This window comes from Mycetohabitans sp. B3, assembly GCF_021498065.1.
Classification (GTDB): domain Bacteria; phylum Pseudomonadota; class Gammaproteobacteria; order Burkholderiales; family Burkholderiaceae; genus Mycetohabitans.
The window spans coordinates 15,379-30,905 of record NZ_JAHLKN010000024.1 but is presented as its reverse complement, the minus strand read 5'-3'; the positions used below and the strand labels follow the sequence as shown (position 1 = coordinate 30,905).

The window sequence follows — 15,527 nt, the reverse complement described above, 5'->3', positions numbered from 1 at the left end:
GATGGCGCTTTCAGGAATTTTGAGCGGTCTGTCTCAAAACGGCCAGTTTACGCCGGCCGCACAGGGATTGCTTGCAGCGGGCCTTGGCATCCTTGCGCACAATCGTGGGCTCACGAGCGGCGCACCGGCGCTGGGCTTGGGCGGGATGACGGGCCTGAATACTTATCAAACGGCTCAGCAGCAACAGATGCAGCAGCAGTGGCAGGCGGCGCAATTGCAACAGCACACCGATGCGGCGAAACAACGTCACGACCTTGCCAACCGACTGCTCCAAGAGCCTAGCCAGAATACGTTAGGCTCATCGCCTTATCAGCGGCAGGCGATCGCCGCTGACTTGGCGTTCAACCAAGGCAAAGGGGTAGCGAGTCTGCTCAAGCCTGACATCGGTTTTATCGGCGGGGTAGCGGTGGACAAAAACCGGGTCCAGCCGGGATTTTCGGTGCCCACAATCGCGCAAAACGGACAAGCGAGTCAATTAATGCCGGATCCGAACGCGCCTGGTGGATGGCGTGTTCAGGCACCGCAGGGCGCGCTGCAAACGTACAGTCAATATCGACACGCGGATGAAATGGCGAAAGCGGGACTCGATCCGATGAAGGTGGCCGGCCCCGGTGGACACGAATACTATGTGCCCAGATCTACGGTGGCGACCGAAGGACAGTCTGGCGCGTTGATGGCGAGCCGCAATCCGGCCGACATCCAATACGAAACCGATACCGCGAAGGCGACGGCTGAGCAGGCTAAGCAAATCCAGAGTGCGGGCTTTAATGCCGGGATCAAGATTGACCGGTATCAACAGCTGGGCAAACTGCTCAAAGAGGCGGAGCTGAGCAAAAAGGGCTTCGAGTTGGCCGAACTGGTTAATCAATATGGCCTGTTGCCAACCCGGCTCGATAAAAATATCGGCAATGCGCAGGCCGCGCAAGCCATCGCGAATCAAATGGCGCTCGAATTGCGCGATCCGTCGCAAGGCGCGGGCATGCCGGGCGCGTTGTCCGACTCGGACCGGCAATTCCTAATGTCCATGGTACCGAGTCTACAGAATACGCCTGAAGGCCGCCATCAAATGATCGGCATGGCGGTGGCGATCCAGCAACGTCAGCAGCAAATCGCGGCCATGGCACGCCAATGGCAAGCCAAAGGTGGGCGTCTAGATCATGCAGATAAAAATGGCCTGACGTTCTTTGACTACCTGCAAGATTGGTCAAGCCGTCATCCTTTGTTCGGCCACCGAGATGGCGATGCCCAATGATTTGCGCCGCTTGGCGATCCAAGAGGCGCACAGACACGGTATCGATCCACGCCTGATTATACCGATGATCGGCCAGGAAAGCGCTTGGAACCCAGACGCGCTGAGCAAGAAGGGAGCCGGTGGCATCATGCAGTTAATGCCTGCTACGGCCCGAGACTTGGGACTGTCTGAAGCGGATCGGTTCAATCCTCACAAAGCGATTCCGGCCGGCATTCACTACTTCAAGCAACAACTCAAGGCGTTCGGCTCGCCCGCACTTGCGTATGCGGCCTATAACGCGGGACCGGCGAACGTACGCCGCTATGGTGGCGTTCCGCCGTTTCGGGAAACGCAGCATTATGTGAACAAGCTAATGGCTCATTCAATGAACCCGTCCAACACATTTGACGGTGCGTCGATTTTTGGACCCGTACCGCGGCAGGAACAGAACGCACCGTTCGATGGCAGCGCGATTTTTCAGCAAGCGTCAGCCCCTTCAGGTGGTGTGCCTACGTCGCAGTCAAGCCAACAATTAACACAACAGCCAGCACAGCAGCCGGTATCCGAGAATCCACTGGGCGCATTCGCCAAAGGTGCAGTGCGCGGCGTGCGAGATTTGGTCGACGGCGGTGCGTATTTGCTTCCTAAAGGCATGCAGCAACTCACGAGCCTCGGTAGCTTCACACCTAACAAGTTATCCGATTTTTTCGGCTCCGAAGCGCAGCGCGTGTCCGATATCAATCGAGCGGCGGAAAACCAATACCAGCAAGACGCACAAGGTAGCGCGACGGCGGGGGCAGGCCGGGTCGTCGGCAATATCGTGACTTCGTTTGTTCCTGGGGTTGGCGTAGGAAGAGTGGCCCAAGGTACGTCAGTGCTAGGCAAATTAGGGCAAGCGGCGAAGACCGGCGCAAAATTGAGCGTGCTGCAAAATACCAGGACGCAGGACGACTCCGTCTTATCCAACGCGGCGTTTGGCGTCGCAGCCGGCACGCTTGGGCAGGGGCTGGCCAGCGGTATCGGCCGTATTGTGCGCCCGGTGCAAACGGCTTTGACGCCGCAAGCGCAGCGTCTCGCTCAGGTGGCGCAGCGAAACGGAATTAATTTAACGCTGGCGCAACGCACGGCAAACAAGCCGCTGGCAGTGGTCGATGCGGTGATGGAGAACCTGCCACTGACAGCCGGTGTGCGTGCAGCGGAAAAACAAGCGCAGCAAACCGCGTTTAACCGTGCGGTGGGCCGCACGTTCGGCACGCAGGCCGATGAATTGACGCCACCGGTGATCGGCGAGGCACGCAACCGGATCGGGCAGCGGTTCAGCGGCCTCGCCCAGCGCAACACAGTCAATCAGCAGGCAGCGAATCAACTGGTCGATGATCTGGCGTCGATTTCGCGTGACATTACGCGCTATGGCGTGTCGGACACGCAGCGTGTGGTAAGCAACGTGATCGACGATGTGTTGGCTAAGGTTGAGTCACGCACTGGGACGATGTCTGGCCAAGCGTACCGTGAACTGGACAGCCAGTTGGGCAGGCTCGCTCGGAATGCATCCAGCGGCGATGTGCGTCATTATGTGGGGCAAGTGCGTGAGTCGCTGCGCCGTGCGATGGATCAGAGCATCAACGACGCAGACCGGAAAGCGTGGCAACGGGCACGGCAGCAGTACGCTAATCTAATGACGGTTGCCCCGGTGGTGGCCGTCAACCCGTCGGGTAACGTTTCGGCGCAGGCGTTACTGCGCGCGGTCAACAGTGCGAACAAGTCGGCCAAGTTCACGGGTGGCGGAAAACTGGGTGAGCTTGCTCGGGTGGGCAAAGCGTTTATTGCTGAAAGCGTCCCGAACTCGGGCACTGCGCAGCGCGCTTATATGCAAAACTTGCTCACGAACGGCCTATTTGGTGCGGGAGCCGGCTATGCCGGTGGTGGAGACACGCAGGGTGCGGCGATCGGCGCGTTGGCCGGGCTTGCAGGCCCCAGGGCTATTCAATTGATGCTGGGTTCACCGGCGGTTCAAGCCTATATGACGCGAGGCTTACTGGGTGTACCTGGCGCTGGCGTGCTCGCTGGCACGACGCAAAAAGCGATCGGCGGCGGGCGGCTTGGCGTATTGGGCGACAGTTTGTTTGAACGGGCGATTCGCCAGCGCGCTAAGGACCGATCCGACCGGTGACAAGAAAGCGAATGAAAAGAATCAGCGCAGCCGGCCAGCCCGTGGTGAGGGTCACCAGATACCAGGTGCTCGGGTAATTCTGGTGGCCCAGATACGAAACACCCACGAGCCAGCACACGCAAATCCACCATAGTGCGGAAGAAGTGCGCTTCACGGGCGCATTGGACCGCACTTCCTTGACTGGGACATCCACCACGTTGTCGTCATTTTGCATAGAGCCACCTCTTGGGATAGCGCGAAACTTCAACATGAGCAAGGTAACATATGCCCATTCCACAAACGATAGATGAACTCGATACCAACCCGAATAACAACTCACCGCAAGGCAACGAGACGGTGGGGCCATTTGCGAATGGTTATATTCAGACGCTTGGCGCGTTTATTAAACAGCTAGCAAATGGCAAACTCAAGCCCACCAGCGCGGTGGACATGAATGCACAAAAGATCACCAACCTTGCCAGGGGAAGCGCGGAAACTGATACCGTGACTTTCGGGCAAATATGCGAAGCTGCACCGTCTGGGCAGATTGGCTATTTCTTCCGTACTTCTGCCCCGACCGGTTGGTTGGCGGCGGATGGGTCTATGGTGTCTCGTACCGCCTACTCGGCCCTGTGGGAAGCGATGGGGTGTCCCGACACTGGCGATGGCAGCACGACGTTCACGTTGCCGGACCTGCGCGGCTACTTTCTGCGTGGGTTAGACTTGGGGGCGGACCGAGACCCCGGCAGGACCTTGGGCAGTGTACAGGACAGTCAGAATAAGGCACACACCCATGAGGCGTCGGCTAGCGCGGAGGGTAATCACGTTCACTCGGCATGGGCTGATGGACAGGGTAACCATAACCACCACGTCAACGATCCAGGCCACGCGCATGGCCTGACGGGGCATGATGTTCGCTTTTCGTTGGATGACTGCCACGGGAAATTGCTTACTGGCGGCGGCGTCACGATGAACACCACTGCCTCTGGGACCGGTATTTGGCTCAACGATGCTGGCCATCACAGCCACAGCATTGGCATCGGCGAGGGTGGAAATCACGCTCACACGATCAGAATAGAGGGCGATGGCGGTGAAGAAGCACGTCCGGCTAACGTTGCGCTGTTAGTGTGTATCAAGATGTGAATGCCCCTGGGCATGCCCATCGGTACGACCAAGCTCAACATAAAGCTGCACAAAGCGGCGATACTACATGGTGCTTCCACGCCAATGGAGGGGCACATACAGGCATCGCCCACACTGGAATCCGGCTGAACGCATCGCATACTGGCATCAGCATCGGTTACAGCCAAGCCAATCTCAAGTTGGGCAACGCCGGCGTTGGCGTCGCACACGAAAACAGACCACCGTACTATGCGCTGTGTTTCGTTGAATGTCAGTGCATATGATGCAGAAAACCGTCTTGCTGGTCGAGCAATTTGGTTAAGTTTGCTTCTTAAATAAAAGAATTTGAGAGCGACCGAACATGAGCTTGAATCTCGTCAACAAACCATGCACAGAGTTCACACCTGGATATGTTTCCTTCGGTGTTCCCTTGACGACTTTCTTCGTCCACAAGTAGGAAAATGGCTTCAGGGCAAGATAAAGCGGAAACAGCACCTTTCGCTTTGCTCGGTCAACGCGTATCTCCTTTAAACTGCAACCTTGTGAGCCGAATATGTAAATGAGGTGAAGTGGCGTAAACGGATTGACGTGTCCACGATCGATCGGCGTCCCATTGGTTTGACGCATGCCTTTCGCATCAAACTGGAAAAAAGTTCCGGTAAACAGAAACTGAAGTCGAGAATGCAGGTTCGTGATATTGGGAGTGGAAATGATGATCGTGCCTCCCGGAGCTGTCACGCGAACCAACTCTTGAGCAAGTCCAACAGGATTGATGACATGTTCAATCCCCTCCAGACATGTCACCACATCAAACTCGCCATTTTTGAACGGTAAAGGCGCCTCCATGTTTGCATTGACAAATCCCTCTTTTCCATGGATATCGACTTTCACGACGGTATGCCCCAACTGTTCTAGCGCTTGCGCGAAGACGCCCAATCCAGCAGGAACGTCGAGAACTCTCGACGGGGATATGTTTTTCTTAAAGTAATCAAGTATTTGATACATATAGCCAGTCAGATAGGACCCGTAAACTCGATGTTTCATAAGCTTCATTTTTTGTTAAACACATGCTGCCGGGAGGAAGACAGTACTGGCAACCATACAATCATAAGGCTTCAAACCATTCCAGCCAATCCTCTCTACGAATCCGACCTACGCCGATTTTTTTCGTTCACCAGTCTCGAACTGGAATGCCTATGACCGAAACACTCGATATGCCAGTGCTTCTGTCAAAACTGAGCCGCGACGAAGGGTGGCGTTTGGAACCCTACCTGGGTACGGGTGGCAAAACCACCGCCGGTGTCGGACGAAATTTAACATATGTCTGAATCAGTAAGGAATGAGTGCGACTTGCTGCTGGAAAACGATGTGATGCACTCGGTGACATGGCTCGACCATCACCTGCCTTGGTGGCGAAGTCTCGATGCGGTACGCCAGCGTGTCATTATCACAATATAGCCTTTACCATGGGCGGCATGTTAGGGCTTGTTCAAAGGGCCTATGCCGAACGCACTGAACTGGCGGAGGGGATGAGCCGCAGCAAGAAAAGGACTCCGATTTCCACCATCACCCCAGCGGAATCCTAGGCGCAAGACAAAGCATATTGGCACCGACGCCATCGTCGTGCGGAAGGTGCTTGTCTTAAGGCCAATGGAGAAGGATATGAGCTGCGCGACCATCGCAGCCAATCCGATCCGTAGACTATGGACAAAGATGGAAAACGATACCGAGAACGGTCGGGCTGTCTAATGCGCAAGCAGCCTGAGCTGTCTTTGTGTCTGCGTAAGCCAGTCAACCGACTTGTCACGCGCTGGCCTTCTCAGGCTCAACCGAGAGCCTTACACCAAGCGCATGCAATAGCTTGACGATTGTCTCGTAACGCGGCTTTGATCCTGGTGACAGTGTTTTGTATATGCTCTCACGGCCTAGTCCTGCTGTCTCTGCGATCTTCGCAATACCGCGAGCTTTCGCAATATCTGAAATTGCCGCCGTGAGTAGATCAGGATCGCCTTCCGCGATAGCGGCATTGAGATAGGCCGCGATCATCTCCTCGCTGTCCAGGTGTTCCGACACATCAAAACGTGAAATCTTGATTTTGCTCATGTCTGGTCCTTGATCGCTTTCCACATGGCTTTCGCGCGTTTGATATCGGCCTTTTGCGTTGACTTTCGCCACCGCAAAGCAGCAAGTATGTTACGCGCCCTTCACGCGCAAAGTAGACTCGGTAACCCTGCCCGACGTTGCTCTTCATTTCTGATACGCCGTCGTCCAACACCTTGTACTCACCGAAGTTTCCTTGCTCCGCTCGCCTGATCCGCAGGTAGATCGCGGCACGCGCCGTCAAGTCTGTGAGACCGTCAACCCATGCGCTGAATTCTTCGGTAGCGGTGATGGTATTTATGCAAGCATAGTATCCAATTGGATACAAATAGCAAGAGAATTTTGACTATCAGCCGCTCGTGCGGCTTTTTTGTTTACTGCCTTGAACTGGAACGCACATGAGAGAAACATTCGACATGCCGACGCTTCTGTCGGAATTGAGCCGCGACGAAGGGCGGCGTTTGAAGCCTTACCTGGATACGGTCGGCAAAACCACGATTGGCGTTGGCCGCAATCTGACTGATGTCGGGATTGCTGAGAGCGAATGCGACTTGCTGCTGGAAAACGATGTGATGCACTCGGTGACATGGCTCGACCATCACCTGCCTTGGTGGCGAAGTCTCGATGCGGTACGCCAGCGCGTGCTCATCAATATGGCCTTCAACCTGGGCGGCAAGCTGCTTACGTTTGCGGACACGCTGGCTGCAATGCAGCGCGGTGATTATGCGAAGGCGGCCAACGGCATGCTCGCATCAAAGTGGGCCACACAAGTCGGCGCTCGCGCATGCCGTCTTGCGACCATGATGCGCACCGGAGCAAGTTGATGCAACTCGATGAACACGAAAAGAATGTACTGGCGTTGGCCGTCATCGGCGCAATACTCGGGCTGGGCAAGCTGCTTGCCGATGGCGAGCGGGTCAGGCCGCGACTGGTGGTTGGCCGTGCCATTGTTGGTGCGGGACTGTCGATGAGTGCTGGGGCAGTCTTGACGGCATTCCCCGACTTATCCCCGACAGGGCTAGTGGGCACCGCGTCGCTGTTTGGCATCCTGGGTCAAAACGCGCTTGAGGCGGTCGTCCAAAAATTCGTCGGGCGAATGCCGGCCGGACAAGGTAAAGGCTCAGATACACAGTAACCCCAGCGTCAACCGCCACCTCGTTGCTTCTAATAGACATGGTTTGCCGTACACTGTGCTTAAATATACAGCGTTTTGAGCGCGGCATCGGGTGCTGTCAAGACGATCTTGAGTTTTTGGCAAACTCGTGCAGCACAGCGGTTTCCCGGTTGGTGAAATTGACTTAGGCTAGAGGAAACCGAAGTAGAGGGCGAGGAGGTATCCGCTCATTTGCTCGTGGTCAATCGTGCCTTCGGCAACGCCGACCATAATTTCGGCCAGATCGGCATCCGCCTGTTCAGAAACTGTGGGGATCGAATAGCCGTTATAGTCGAGGAATGCAACTGCGCAACTGAGAGCGGTACGCTTGTTACCGTCATTAAATACGTGACCGCGCGCAATGGCGATTGCATACATAGCCGCAATCGCAAATGGGTCATCCATGCCTTCGTAGTAGATACGATTTTCGACACGAGCCAGTACAGCATCGACTGCGCCGGGGCCACCGCCAGAGAATCCGGGTAGTCCCCCCTCGACATGCAGGATCTTGTCGTGGACCGCAATCACATATTCGGCGCTTAGCACGGGTCAGCGATCCTTGAGGATTTTTAAGGCATGGGCGTGAACCTTCATTACGTGATCGATGGATTCCTGGACTTTCCGGCGGTCTTCGGGTGTCTTCATCGCTTCGGTCATGTCAACGATTGGACGTTTAGGCATTTGCGCATAACGACGCCGAGCCTGCTCGATTTGCTCCGCGCTGAAGCGTCCGATTGATTTCCTCTCCATAGGGCCTGCCTCTTTAAGCTATCAGCGAATTATTTATTTTACTCGTGATTTGGATCATGCACATGAAGCTATTCTGGGCACTCCTTGCCGTCGCTGCAATGCTCTGCGGCGCAGCGGTCAATTTTTACTTCCGCGTCCAGCTTGCGCAGGCGCATGCCCGAGCCGCAGCTGTTCGCGAGCGGCACGCCCTCGACCTGAAAGCCATTTCCGATGCCGCTCTGGCTGCTGAACGCAAAGCATTGCAGAACCGCAAAATCGCAACGGAAAAAATCGAAGCGCTCAATGCACAACTGACAAAGGAACGCCAAGCCCATGAAACCGACAGCCGCCGTTACCGTGCTGCTCTTGCCGTTGGTGCTGAGCGGCTGCGTGTCGCCGTCGCAAACTGTTCAACCCGTGGCGATGATCTGTCCGGAACTGCCGGCACCGCCAGGGTGGGCGATGGAGCCACCGCCTACGCAGACCTCGACGCAGCGGTTGCAGAGCGCGTTTTCGCCGTCGCCGCCGACGACCAGCGCGAAATAGACAAGCTTCGTGCGCTACAGCGCTACGTATGTACGGTGCGGCCCGGGACTATCGGTTGTCAGTGAACAGCACTATCGAGACAACGGATGCTCCGAGATGAACTGTCGCAGAGCTGCATCAATGCGCGTCTGCCAACCTTCGCCGGTTGCGCGGAATTGTGTCACTACATCACGCGACAAACGAATAGTAATGCGCTCTTTCGTGACTTCCGCCTTCGGGCGGCCGATGCGAGCAGATGGCCGTGCAGCTTTCCACTCGTCGTCGGTCAGTGGCACCGCATCGGGGTCAGATATAGCCGCAGCGGTGATGGCTGCATCTTCCTCTGGGGTGGGGAAAATTGTTCCGGGTTTAAGCTTGGGCATAACGTTTCACCTCTCTGAGGTTGGCTTTCCGCAGACTGATGATGCGGCGAATTCCATCGCGGTCAACAAACACTACATTGAACAGGCGCTTACCAATGTAGCCTAAACCAATCATCCGGTTTTCACCGTAGGCTTTCCGTTGGTCAGGCCATATCACAGCGCTATCCCACTCGAATGCCTTTGCGTCGGCGAGAGACACACCGCCGTGCTTCTCAATGTTCTTTGCGTCTTTAGCGAGGTCGAATGAGATTTCCATGACATTTATTGTGCATACAATAATTTAGTATGTCAAGGATTTTTTGTGCCGACAATATTGGATGATCTGACCTTCGGTCTAGCATCTAACTCGAACTCTAAACCGAGGAGAAGATCAATTCAGTAACCCCATTTTGAGGCAATGCACACCGGATCCGCTGGCTAGCTGGCGAGTTGCGCAATGCGTTTTCGCTGGTGCGGCCGACGACCAGCGAGAGATAGACAAGCTTCGCCCGCTATTTGCTTTAGTAAACAAACTCGCATAATAAATAAAATCTATCGTCGTTCTTCCACCAATAGGTGTAACATCATGACACAAGAATGGCCTTTACCCAGGGCTTGCAGGAGTCCCAAAATGGGACTATGATGACTTCATGCGTATCGTTGCGAAGAAAAATTTGGCTGCTTTCTGTGAAAAACACCCGGCTGCCAAGCAAGCATTGTTGGCATGGCATGAAGAGGCCCGTAGCGCCATATGGACATCGCCGCAAGATATTAAGGAACGTTACGCGTCAGTCAGCTTCGTTGGGCGTAACCGGGTTGTGTTCAACATCAAAGGAAACGCTTATCGTCTGATTGTGGCCGTCGCCTACCGCCTAGGCGTGGTTTACATCAAATTTGTCGGTACTCACGCCGAATACGACAAAATCGATGCCTTAACGGTGGAACTGGAGTAACAAAATGGAAATTCGTCCGATTCACACTGAGCAGGATTACAGTGAAGCACTGAAAGCTATTGCCGCGCTGGTGGATGCTGATCCTGCGCCCAACACCCCGGAAGGCGACCAGTTGGAAATTTTATCGGCCTTGGTCGAGAACTACGAGGCCAAGCACTTTCCACTGGAATTACCGGATCCGATTGAGGCGATCAAATTTCGCATGGAACAAGGCAATTTGTCGGTGGCTGACATGCAACCCTACTTTGGTAGTACAAGTCGAGTGTATGAAGTGCTAAACCGTACTCGCAACCTTAGCCTGAACATGATTAGGCGCTTGCATCACGGGCTGCACATTCCTGCTGAAGCACTGATTGGAAAGCCCTGCTGATATCCGAATTTTGTTCCGCAACGCTAAAGCCGCCCTAAGTAGGACAAGGGTTTGCGGGCCATGATCCAATTCCGGTGCAGTGTGTTTTCGCCGTCGCGGCCGACGACCAGCGAGAGATAGACAGGCTCGTGCGCTTCAAGGTTACGTGTGCGCGGTGAGACCGGAGACAGCGGATTGCGGCAAGCACCAGCCGTGATGTATAAATTGCACACGACCATATCAAGTCGGCGCGATCCGTGAAAGCCATTCCTGAGGAACCGATATAACCCCAAGTCGATTGGCTTGCGATGCCCCTGTTCCCACTCCTGAAGGGTGCGCACGGAAACGCCGAGTACCGTAGCAAACTAAGTTTGCGACAGACCGACGACGCGGACACCGCCGCTCTTCCCGCTACCTTGACGCTTCCAGCGCACTTTCCGGCCGTAAGCTTGGAGGCTTCCTGCTCTACCATTGAGCTACACTCGCTACTGCCTCGGATTATGCTGAAACCCTGTGCCATAGGCAAAAATCTGCTGTATACAAATCAATGACTTACACGCTCATCGTAAACGCGCCAAAGGTACAGGTATAACGGCTGGATTCGCCTACTGTGGCGGGAGACCGCCAAATTTAGCAACTGTATTATATTGAGTCTTGCTCAACCCTGTTTCGCATGTCCCTGTTCAAGAAAGTGCTGTTCGCCACGGCGGCGGTCGCGACAGTCGCCGTCGTCGCGGCGTGTGGCGCCGTTTGGTATTGGGCTCGCACGCCCCTTCAGATCACGCCTTCGCCACTTGATGTCACGATCAAGCCGCGCAGCAGCCTGCGCAGCGTCGCCGTCCAATTGCGCCGCGGCGGCGTGCCGGTCGAGCCGCGCTTGTTCGTGCTAATGGCCCGCGTGCTGGGCCTGTCCTCGCAATTGAAATCCGGCAATTACGCGTTCTCGACCGGGGTCACGCCATACGGCGTGTTGCAGAAGGTGGCGCGCGGCGACGTCAACCAATACGTCGTTACGATCATCGAGGGTTGGACGTTTCGCCGCATGCGCGACGAGATCAACGCGCACCCGGCGTTGCGCCATGATTCCGCCGCGCTCAGCGACGCGCAATTGATGCGCGCGATTCTGGCCGACATTGCACCCACCGACCCACGCGCGGCGGGCACGTCGCCGGCATCGCCGCCCGCACGCCGCATGCCGGCGCTGCGAGGCGCGCCTGCGCAGGAACCCGAGGGCCTGTTCTTCCCAGATACGTACCTGTTCGACAAGAACACCAGCGACCTAGACATTTACCGCCGTGCATACCAGTTGATGCATCTGCGGGTGCAGCAGGCATGGGAGGGCCGCGCGCTGGGGCTGCCCTATGCGACGCCCTACGATGCGCTGAAAATGGCCTCGATTGTCGAGAAGGAGACCGGCCGCGCGCAAGACCGGCCGCTGGTGGCTGCGGTACTTGTCAACCGATTACGTCTGTCGATGCCATTGCAAACCGATCCGACTGTAATCTACGGGCTTGGCACATCGTACGCTGGCCGGTTGCGCAAGCAGGACTTGCAGACTGACACCCCGTACAATACCTATATGCGCGGCGGGCTTCCGCCCACGCCGATCGCGCTACCCGGCAACGCGTCGCTGGAAGCCGCGCTGCACCCGGCTGCCAGCAGCGCGTTGTATTTCGTCGCGCGCGGCGACGGCAGCAGTCATTTTTCCGACAATCTCGGCGATCACAACAAGGCCGTCGACAAGTACATCAGGGGCCAGTGACATGATGGATATCACGACCAGCCGCCACGACGGGCCCCGGCCGCGCGGCAAATTCATTACGTTTGAAGGGATCGATGGCGCTGGCAAGACGACTCATCTGACGTGGTTTTGCGACCGGCTGTCCGAGCGCGCCGCGCGGCAGGGTGCCAGTGTCATCGTCACACGCGAGCCGGGTGGCACGCCGCTGGGCGAGACGCTGCGGGAAATCCTGTTGCGCCAACCGATGCATTTGGAAACGGAGACATTACTGATGTTTGCGGCGCGTCGCGAGCATATCGCCGCGGTGATCGAGCCGACGCTCGCCCGTGGCGACTGGGTGCTGTCCGATCGCTTCACGGATGCGACATTTGCCTACCAGGGCGGCGGGCGCGGCTTGTCGATCGACAAGCTGCAGGTGCTCGAGCACTGGGTGCAGGCCGGGCTGCAACCGGATCGCACCGTGCTGTTCGACGTGCCGACCGATACCGCCAGTGCAAGGCGTGGCGGGGCTCGCGCACCCGATAAGTTCGAGAGCGAGTCGAACGAATTCTTCGCGCACACCCGTGCCGAATACCTGCGCCGCGCCGCGCAGGCACCAGCGCGGTTTGCGATCGTCGATGCGACATGTTCGATCGCCGAAGTGCGCGAACAGCTCGAAGCTATTCTCCTCACTCTTTGATCGATAGAAAATGCCGTATCCATGGCAATACGACGACTGGACGCGTATCCAGGCACTGCGCGAACATTGGCCTCACGCGTTGTTGTTGTACGGGCAGGCCGGCATCGGCAAGGTGGATTTCGCTTGCGAGCTTGCGCAGAGCTTGTTGTGCGAACAGCCTCGTGATGACGCACGCGCGTGCGGGCAGTGCGCCGCATGCACCTGGTTCCTGCAACGCAATCATCCGGATTTCAGGCTCGTCTGCCCCGAGGCCGTCGCCGCCGAGGCCACGCCGCTGCAAGCGAGCAGCGATATCGGCAAGAATGCCAACGGTGAGCGCACGGGCGACGACGATGGCGCAAGTGCTGGCGCAGGCGGCAAGAAATCCAAGGCGCCGAGCAAGGAGATCAGAATCGAGCAGGTCAGGGCGCTACTCGATTTCTGCTGCATTGGCTCGCACCGCGGCGGTCGGCGCGTGGTGGTACTGTTCCCGGCCGAGGCGCTGAACGTGGCGGCAGCCAACGCACTGCTCAAGACGCTGGAGGAGCCGCCGTCCGGCGTGGTGTTCCTGCTCGTGAGCGCGAACGTGGAGCGTTTGCTGCCGACCATCGTGAGCCGCTGCAGACAATGGCCGCTGGCGATGCCCGACGCGGCGAGTGCCTCGGATTGGCTCCGTAGCCAGTCCATTGACGATCCGGCGGGGGTACTCGCAGAAGCCGGCGGCGCGCCATTGGCCGCGCTGGCCGTTGCCCGCGACGAGCACGCGCCGCTCAAGCGCTTTACGCTTGAGCAACTTGCGGCCGGCCCGGCGTGCGACCCATTCGCCTGCGGCGAAGCCCTGCAAAAGGCGCCGGGGCCGTCGGTACTCGGCTGGCTGCAACGATGGCTCTATGACGTGCTAGCCATGCAGATGAGCGGCGAGCCACGCTACTTCCCAGCGCACCGCAACGCGCTCGAGTATGTTGCACAAAGTGCCACGTCTTTGCAGGTCGCCCAGTGCCTGAAGCGGATCACGCAACAACGGGCCGTCGAGCAGCATCCGCTGAATGGCCGACTGGTTTTCGAAGAGCTGTTTATCCATTATCGGAGCATGTTCGGGAGCAACCCATGACGCACATGCCCTATCGCGTCGCTACACGCGCCGATCTGCCGACGGTCATCGCGATTTATAATTCGACGGTTTCCCCCAGGCAAGTGACTGCGGACCTGAAGCCTGTCAGTGTCGATAGCCGGCACGACTGGTTCGATGCATATGCTCCAGATAGGCGCTCGCTGTGGGTCGTGGAGCGCGACGGCAGGGTAGTCGTATGGGTGAGCTTTTCTGACTTCTATGGCCGTCCAGCCTACCGCCACACGGCCGAAGTGAGCCTCTACCTGCACGCGTCGGTACGCGGGCAAGGGCTTGGATCACATTGCTGTCTGCGGCGCTCGAGCATGTGCCCTCGTTGGGCGTGCACACGGTGCTCGGTTTCCTCTTTGGCCACAACGAGCCCAGCCTGCGTTTGTTCCGCCGTTACGGCTTCGATGATTGGGGCCGGTTGCCGCGGATCGCGACACTGGATGGCATCGAGCGCGACGTGGTCATTGTCGGGCGCCGGCTCACCGCTGGCGCGTAAAGTCAGTTTCAATAGCGCGGCGGCGCCGCGGGGTACCGATGTTTATCGATTCACACTGCCACATCAACTTCGACGGAATGGCCGAGCGCCTGCCGGACGTGCTCGAGCAGATGCGCGTCAGTGCGGTGACTCATGCGCTGTGCGTCAGCGTCGATCTCGAGACGTTCCCGTCCGTGCTGGCGATTGCCCATGCGCATTCACATATCTTCGCGTCAGTGGGCGTGCATCCGGATCACGAGCACGCGCGCGAGCCGGACGTTGCCGAATTGGTCTCGCTCGCGCAGGACTCGAAGGTTGTTGCGATTGGTGAAACCGGATTGGATTACTATCGGCTCGAAGGCCGCACACTGGACGACATGGCATGGCAGCGGCAACGGTTCCGCACACATATCCAAGCTGCGCGCGCTGCCGACAAGCCATTGATCGTCCACACGCGTGCCGCCGCACAGGATACGCTGCGGATCATGCAGGAAGAGGGCGCAGCCGCAGTCGGCGGCGTGATGCATTGTTTCACCGAAACGTGGGATGTTGCGCAGGCGGCGCTCGAGCAAAATTTTTTTATTTCGCTGTCGGGCATTGTGACATTCAAGAACGCGACGCAAATCCAGGAGGTCGCTCGCAAAGTGCCGCTCGAACGCTTGTTGATCGAAACAGACTCGCCTTACCTGGCGCCTGTGCCGTACCGGGGCAAGCCCAATGAACCTGCGTATGTCAGCCATGTCGGACGTTTCGTCGCGCAGCTGCGTGGCATCGACGTGGAGCAACTTGGCGCGGCGACGTCGGCCAACTTTTTTCGGCTGTTCCGCAGCGCAAAATGTTGAGATCTAATTTTCTATAAT

The 15,527-nt window shown here is 57.3% G+C and carries 21 protein-coding genes and 1 pseudogene; 14 read left to right on the top strand and 8 right to left on the bottom strand.

Features of this window, described 5'->3' with window-relative positions:
- Nucleotide 1 precedes the first annotated feature (1 nt).
- Nucleotides 2–1,252: a hypothetical protein gene (locus KQH55_RS06605; RefSeq protein WP_235090435.1), complete on the top strand. Its 1,251-nt coding sequence runs from the start codon at nucleotides 2–4 to the stop codon at nucleotides 1,250–1,252.
- Nucleotides 1,242–3,401 (top strand): lytic transglycosylase domain-containing protein, encoded by a 2,160-nt coding sequence (locus tag KQH55_RS06600; RefSeq protein WP_235090434.1) that lies wholly within the window; start codon nucleotides 1,242–1,244, stop codon nucleotides 3,399–3,401. Before KQH55_RS06605 ends, KQH55_RS06600 begins: the two co-directional genes overlap by 11 nt.
- Here KQH55_RS06600 and KQH55_RS06595 read toward each other — a convergent pair.
- Nucleotides 3,379–3,615 (bottom strand): hypothetical protein, encoded by a 237-nt coding sequence (locus tag KQH55_RS06595; protein WP_235090433.1) that lies wholly within the window; start codon nucleotides 3,613–3,615, stop codon nucleotides 3,379–3,381. The two genes, KQH55_RS06600 and KQH55_RS06595, sit on opposite strands and share 23 nt — an antisense overlap.
- 50 nt (nucleotides 3,616–3,665) lie before the next feature.
- On the opposite strand from KQH55_RS06595, the gene KQH55_RS06590 reads away from it, so the two are divergent.
- Nucleotides 3,666–4,523 carry a phage tail protein gene (locus tag KQH55_RS06590; RefSeq protein ID WP_235090432.1) on the top strand — a complete coding sequence of 286 codons (858 nt, stop codon included), beginning with the start codon at nucleotides 3,666–3,668 and terminating at the stop codon, nucleotides 4,521–4,523.
- Between the two features lie 297 nt (nucleotides 4,524–4,820).
- Here KQH55_RS06590 and KQH55_RS06585 read toward each other — a convergent pair whose 3' ends face one another.
- Nucleotides 4,821–5,546, bottom strand: a complete 726-nt coding sequence (locus KQH55_RS06585; protein WP_235090431.1) for a bifunctional 2-polyprenyl-6-hydroxyphenol methylase/3-demethylubiquinol 3-O-methyltransferase UbiG — start codon at nucleotides 5,544–5,546, stop codon at nucleotides 4,821–4,823.
- A gap of 152 nt (nucleotides 5,547–5,698) precedes the next feature.
- Here KQH55_RS06585 and KQH55_RS16505 point away from each other — a divergent pair, with 152 nt between their 5' ends.
- A complete protein-coding gene (locus KQH55_RS16505) occupies nucleotides 5,699–5,830 on the top strand; it encodes a hypothetical protein (RefSeq protein WP_255763088.1) in 132 nt (43 codons plus the stop codon).
- Between the two features lie 475 nt (nucleotides 5,831–6,305).
- Here the strand turns inward: KQH55_RS16505 and KQH55_RS06580 are convergent, their stop codons facing one another.
- A complete protein-coding gene (locus KQH55_RS06580) occupies nucleotides 6,306–6,605 on the bottom strand; it encodes an addiction module antidote protein (RefSeq protein ID WP_235090430.1) in 300 nt (99 codons plus the stop codon).
- Entirely contained in the window at nucleotides 6,577–6,846 is a 270-nt protein-coding gene (locus tag KQH55_RS06575) for a type II toxin-antitoxin system RelE/ParE family toxin (protein ID WP_235090467.1), read from the bottom strand. Before KQH55_RS06575 ends, KQH55_RS06580 begins: the two co-directional genes overlap by 29 nt.
- Before the next feature lie 154 nt (nucleotides 6,847–7,000).
- Between KQH55_RS06575 and KQH55_RS06570 the strand changes: the two genes are divergently transcribed.
- Nucleotides 7,001–7,426: a glycoside hydrolase family protein gene (locus KQH55_RS06570; protein WP_076795191.1), complete on the top strand. Its 426-nt coding sequence runs from the start codon at nucleotides 7,001–7,003 to the stop codon at nucleotides 7,424–7,426.
- Nucleotides 7,426–7,737, top strand: a complete 312-nt coding sequence (locus KQH55_RS06565; protein WP_076795188.1) for a holin — start codon at nucleotides 7,426–7,428, stop codon at nucleotides 7,735–7,737. The genes KQH55_RS06570 and KQH55_RS06565 overlap by 1 nt, the downstream gene beginning before the upstream one ends.
- A 168-nt stretch (nucleotides 7,738–7,905) precedes the next feature.
- On the opposite strand, the gene KQH55_RS06560 is transcribed toward KQH55_RS06565, so the two are convergent.
- Nucleotides 7,906–8,301 carry a type II toxin-antitoxin system death-on-curing family toxin gene (locus tag KQH55_RS06560; RefSeq protein WP_076795185.1) on the bottom strand — a complete coding sequence of 132 codons (396 nt, stop codon included), beginning with the start codon at nucleotides 8,299–8,301 and terminating at the stop codon, nucleotides 7,906–7,908.
- A gap of 3 nt (nucleotides 8,302–8,304) precedes the next feature.
- Nucleotides 8,305–8,505 (bottom strand): hypothetical protein, encoded by a 201-nt coding sequence (locus KQH55_RS06555; protein WP_076795182.1) that lies wholly within the window; start codon nucleotides 8,503–8,505, stop codon nucleotides 8,305–8,307.
- 62 nt (nucleotides 8,506–8,567) lie between these two features.
- Between KQH55_RS06555 and KQH55_RS06550 the strand changes: the two genes are divergently transcribed.
- Nucleotides 8,568–9,095 carry a lysis system i-spanin subunit Rz gene (locus KQH55_RS06550; RefSeq protein WP_235090429.1) on the top strand — a complete coding sequence of 176 codons (528 nt, stop codon included), beginning with the start codon at nucleotides 8,568–8,570 and terminating at the stop codon, nucleotides 9,093–9,095.
- A gap of 6 nt (nucleotides 9,096–9,101) precedes the next feature.
- On the opposite strand, the gene KQH55_RS06545 is transcribed toward KQH55_RS06550, so the two are convergent.
- Nucleotides 9,102–9,392, bottom strand: coding sequence for a BrnA antitoxin family protein (locus KQH55_RS06545; RefSeq protein ID WP_076795177.1), 291 nt, complete (start codon nucleotides 9,390–9,392; stop codon nucleotides 9,102–9,104).
- Nucleotides 9,379–9,648 carry a BrnT family toxin gene (locus KQH55_RS06540; protein WP_076795174.1) on the bottom strand — a complete coding sequence of 90 codons (270 nt, stop codon included), beginning with the start codon at nucleotides 9,646–9,648 and terminating at the stop codon, nucleotides 9,379–9,381. The genes KQH55_RS06545 and KQH55_RS06540 overlap by 14 nt, the downstream gene beginning before the upstream one ends.
- Before the next feature lie 373 nt (nucleotides 9,649–10,021).
- Between KQH55_RS06540 and KQH55_RS06535 the strand changes: the two genes are divergently transcribed.
- The 7 genes and pseudogenes from KQH55_RS06535 to KQH55_RS06500 all read left to right on the top strand — a co-directional run bounded on the left by KQH55_RS06535 (nucleotide 10,022) and on the right by KQH55_RS06500 (nucleotide 15,509).
- The gene (locus tag KQH55_RS06535) at nucleotides 10,022–10,324 is read left to right on the top strand and encodes a type II toxin-antitoxin system HigB family toxin (protein ID WP_076795172.1); all 303 of its coding nucleotides are present in this window, start codon (nucleotides 10,022–10,024) and stop codon (nucleotides 10,322–10,324) included.
- A gap of 4 nt (nucleotides 10,325–10,328) precedes the next feature.
- A complete protein-coding gene (locus tag KQH55_RS06530; protein ID WP_076795169.1) occupies nucleotides 10,329–10,694 on the top strand; it encodes a type II toxin-antitoxin system HigA family antitoxin in 366 nt (121 codons plus the stop codon).
- 652 nt (nucleotides 10,695–11,346) lie between these two features.
- Nucleotides 11,347–12,435 carry an endolytic transglycosylase MltG gene (gene mltG, locus KQH55_RS06520; protein ID WP_076784851.1) on the top strand — a complete coding sequence of 363 codons (1,089 nt, stop codon included), beginning with the start codon at nucleotides 11,347–11,349 and terminating at the stop codon, nucleotides 12,433–12,435.
- Nucleotide 12,436: 1 nt separating this feature from the next.
- Nucleotides 12,437–13,093, top strand: a complete 657-nt coding sequence (gene tmk / locus KQH55_RS06515; protein WP_083703665.1) for a dTMP kinase — start codon at nucleotides 12,437–12,439, stop codon at nucleotides 13,091–13,093.
- Nucleotides 13,094–13,103: 10 nt separating this feature from the next.
- Entirely contained in the window at nucleotides 13,104–14,183 is a 1,080-nt protein-coding gene (locus tag KQH55_RS06510) for a DNA polymerase III subunit delta' (RefSeq protein WP_235090428.1), read from the top strand.
- A pseudogene (locus KQH55_RS06505) lies at nucleotides 14,180–14,688 on the top strand (N-acetyltransferase family protein). Before KQH55_RS06510 ends, KQH55_RS06505 begins: the two are co-directional and overlap by 4 nt.
- A 38-nt stretch (nucleotides 14,689–14,726) precedes the next feature.
- Nucleotides 14,727–15,509, top strand: coding sequence for a TatD family hydrolase (locus KQH55_RS06500; protein WP_076784853.1), 783 nt, complete (start codon nucleotides 14,727–14,729; stop codon nucleotides 15,507–15,509).
- The last annotated feature ends 18 nt before the right edge of the window (nucleotides 15,510–15,527 follow it).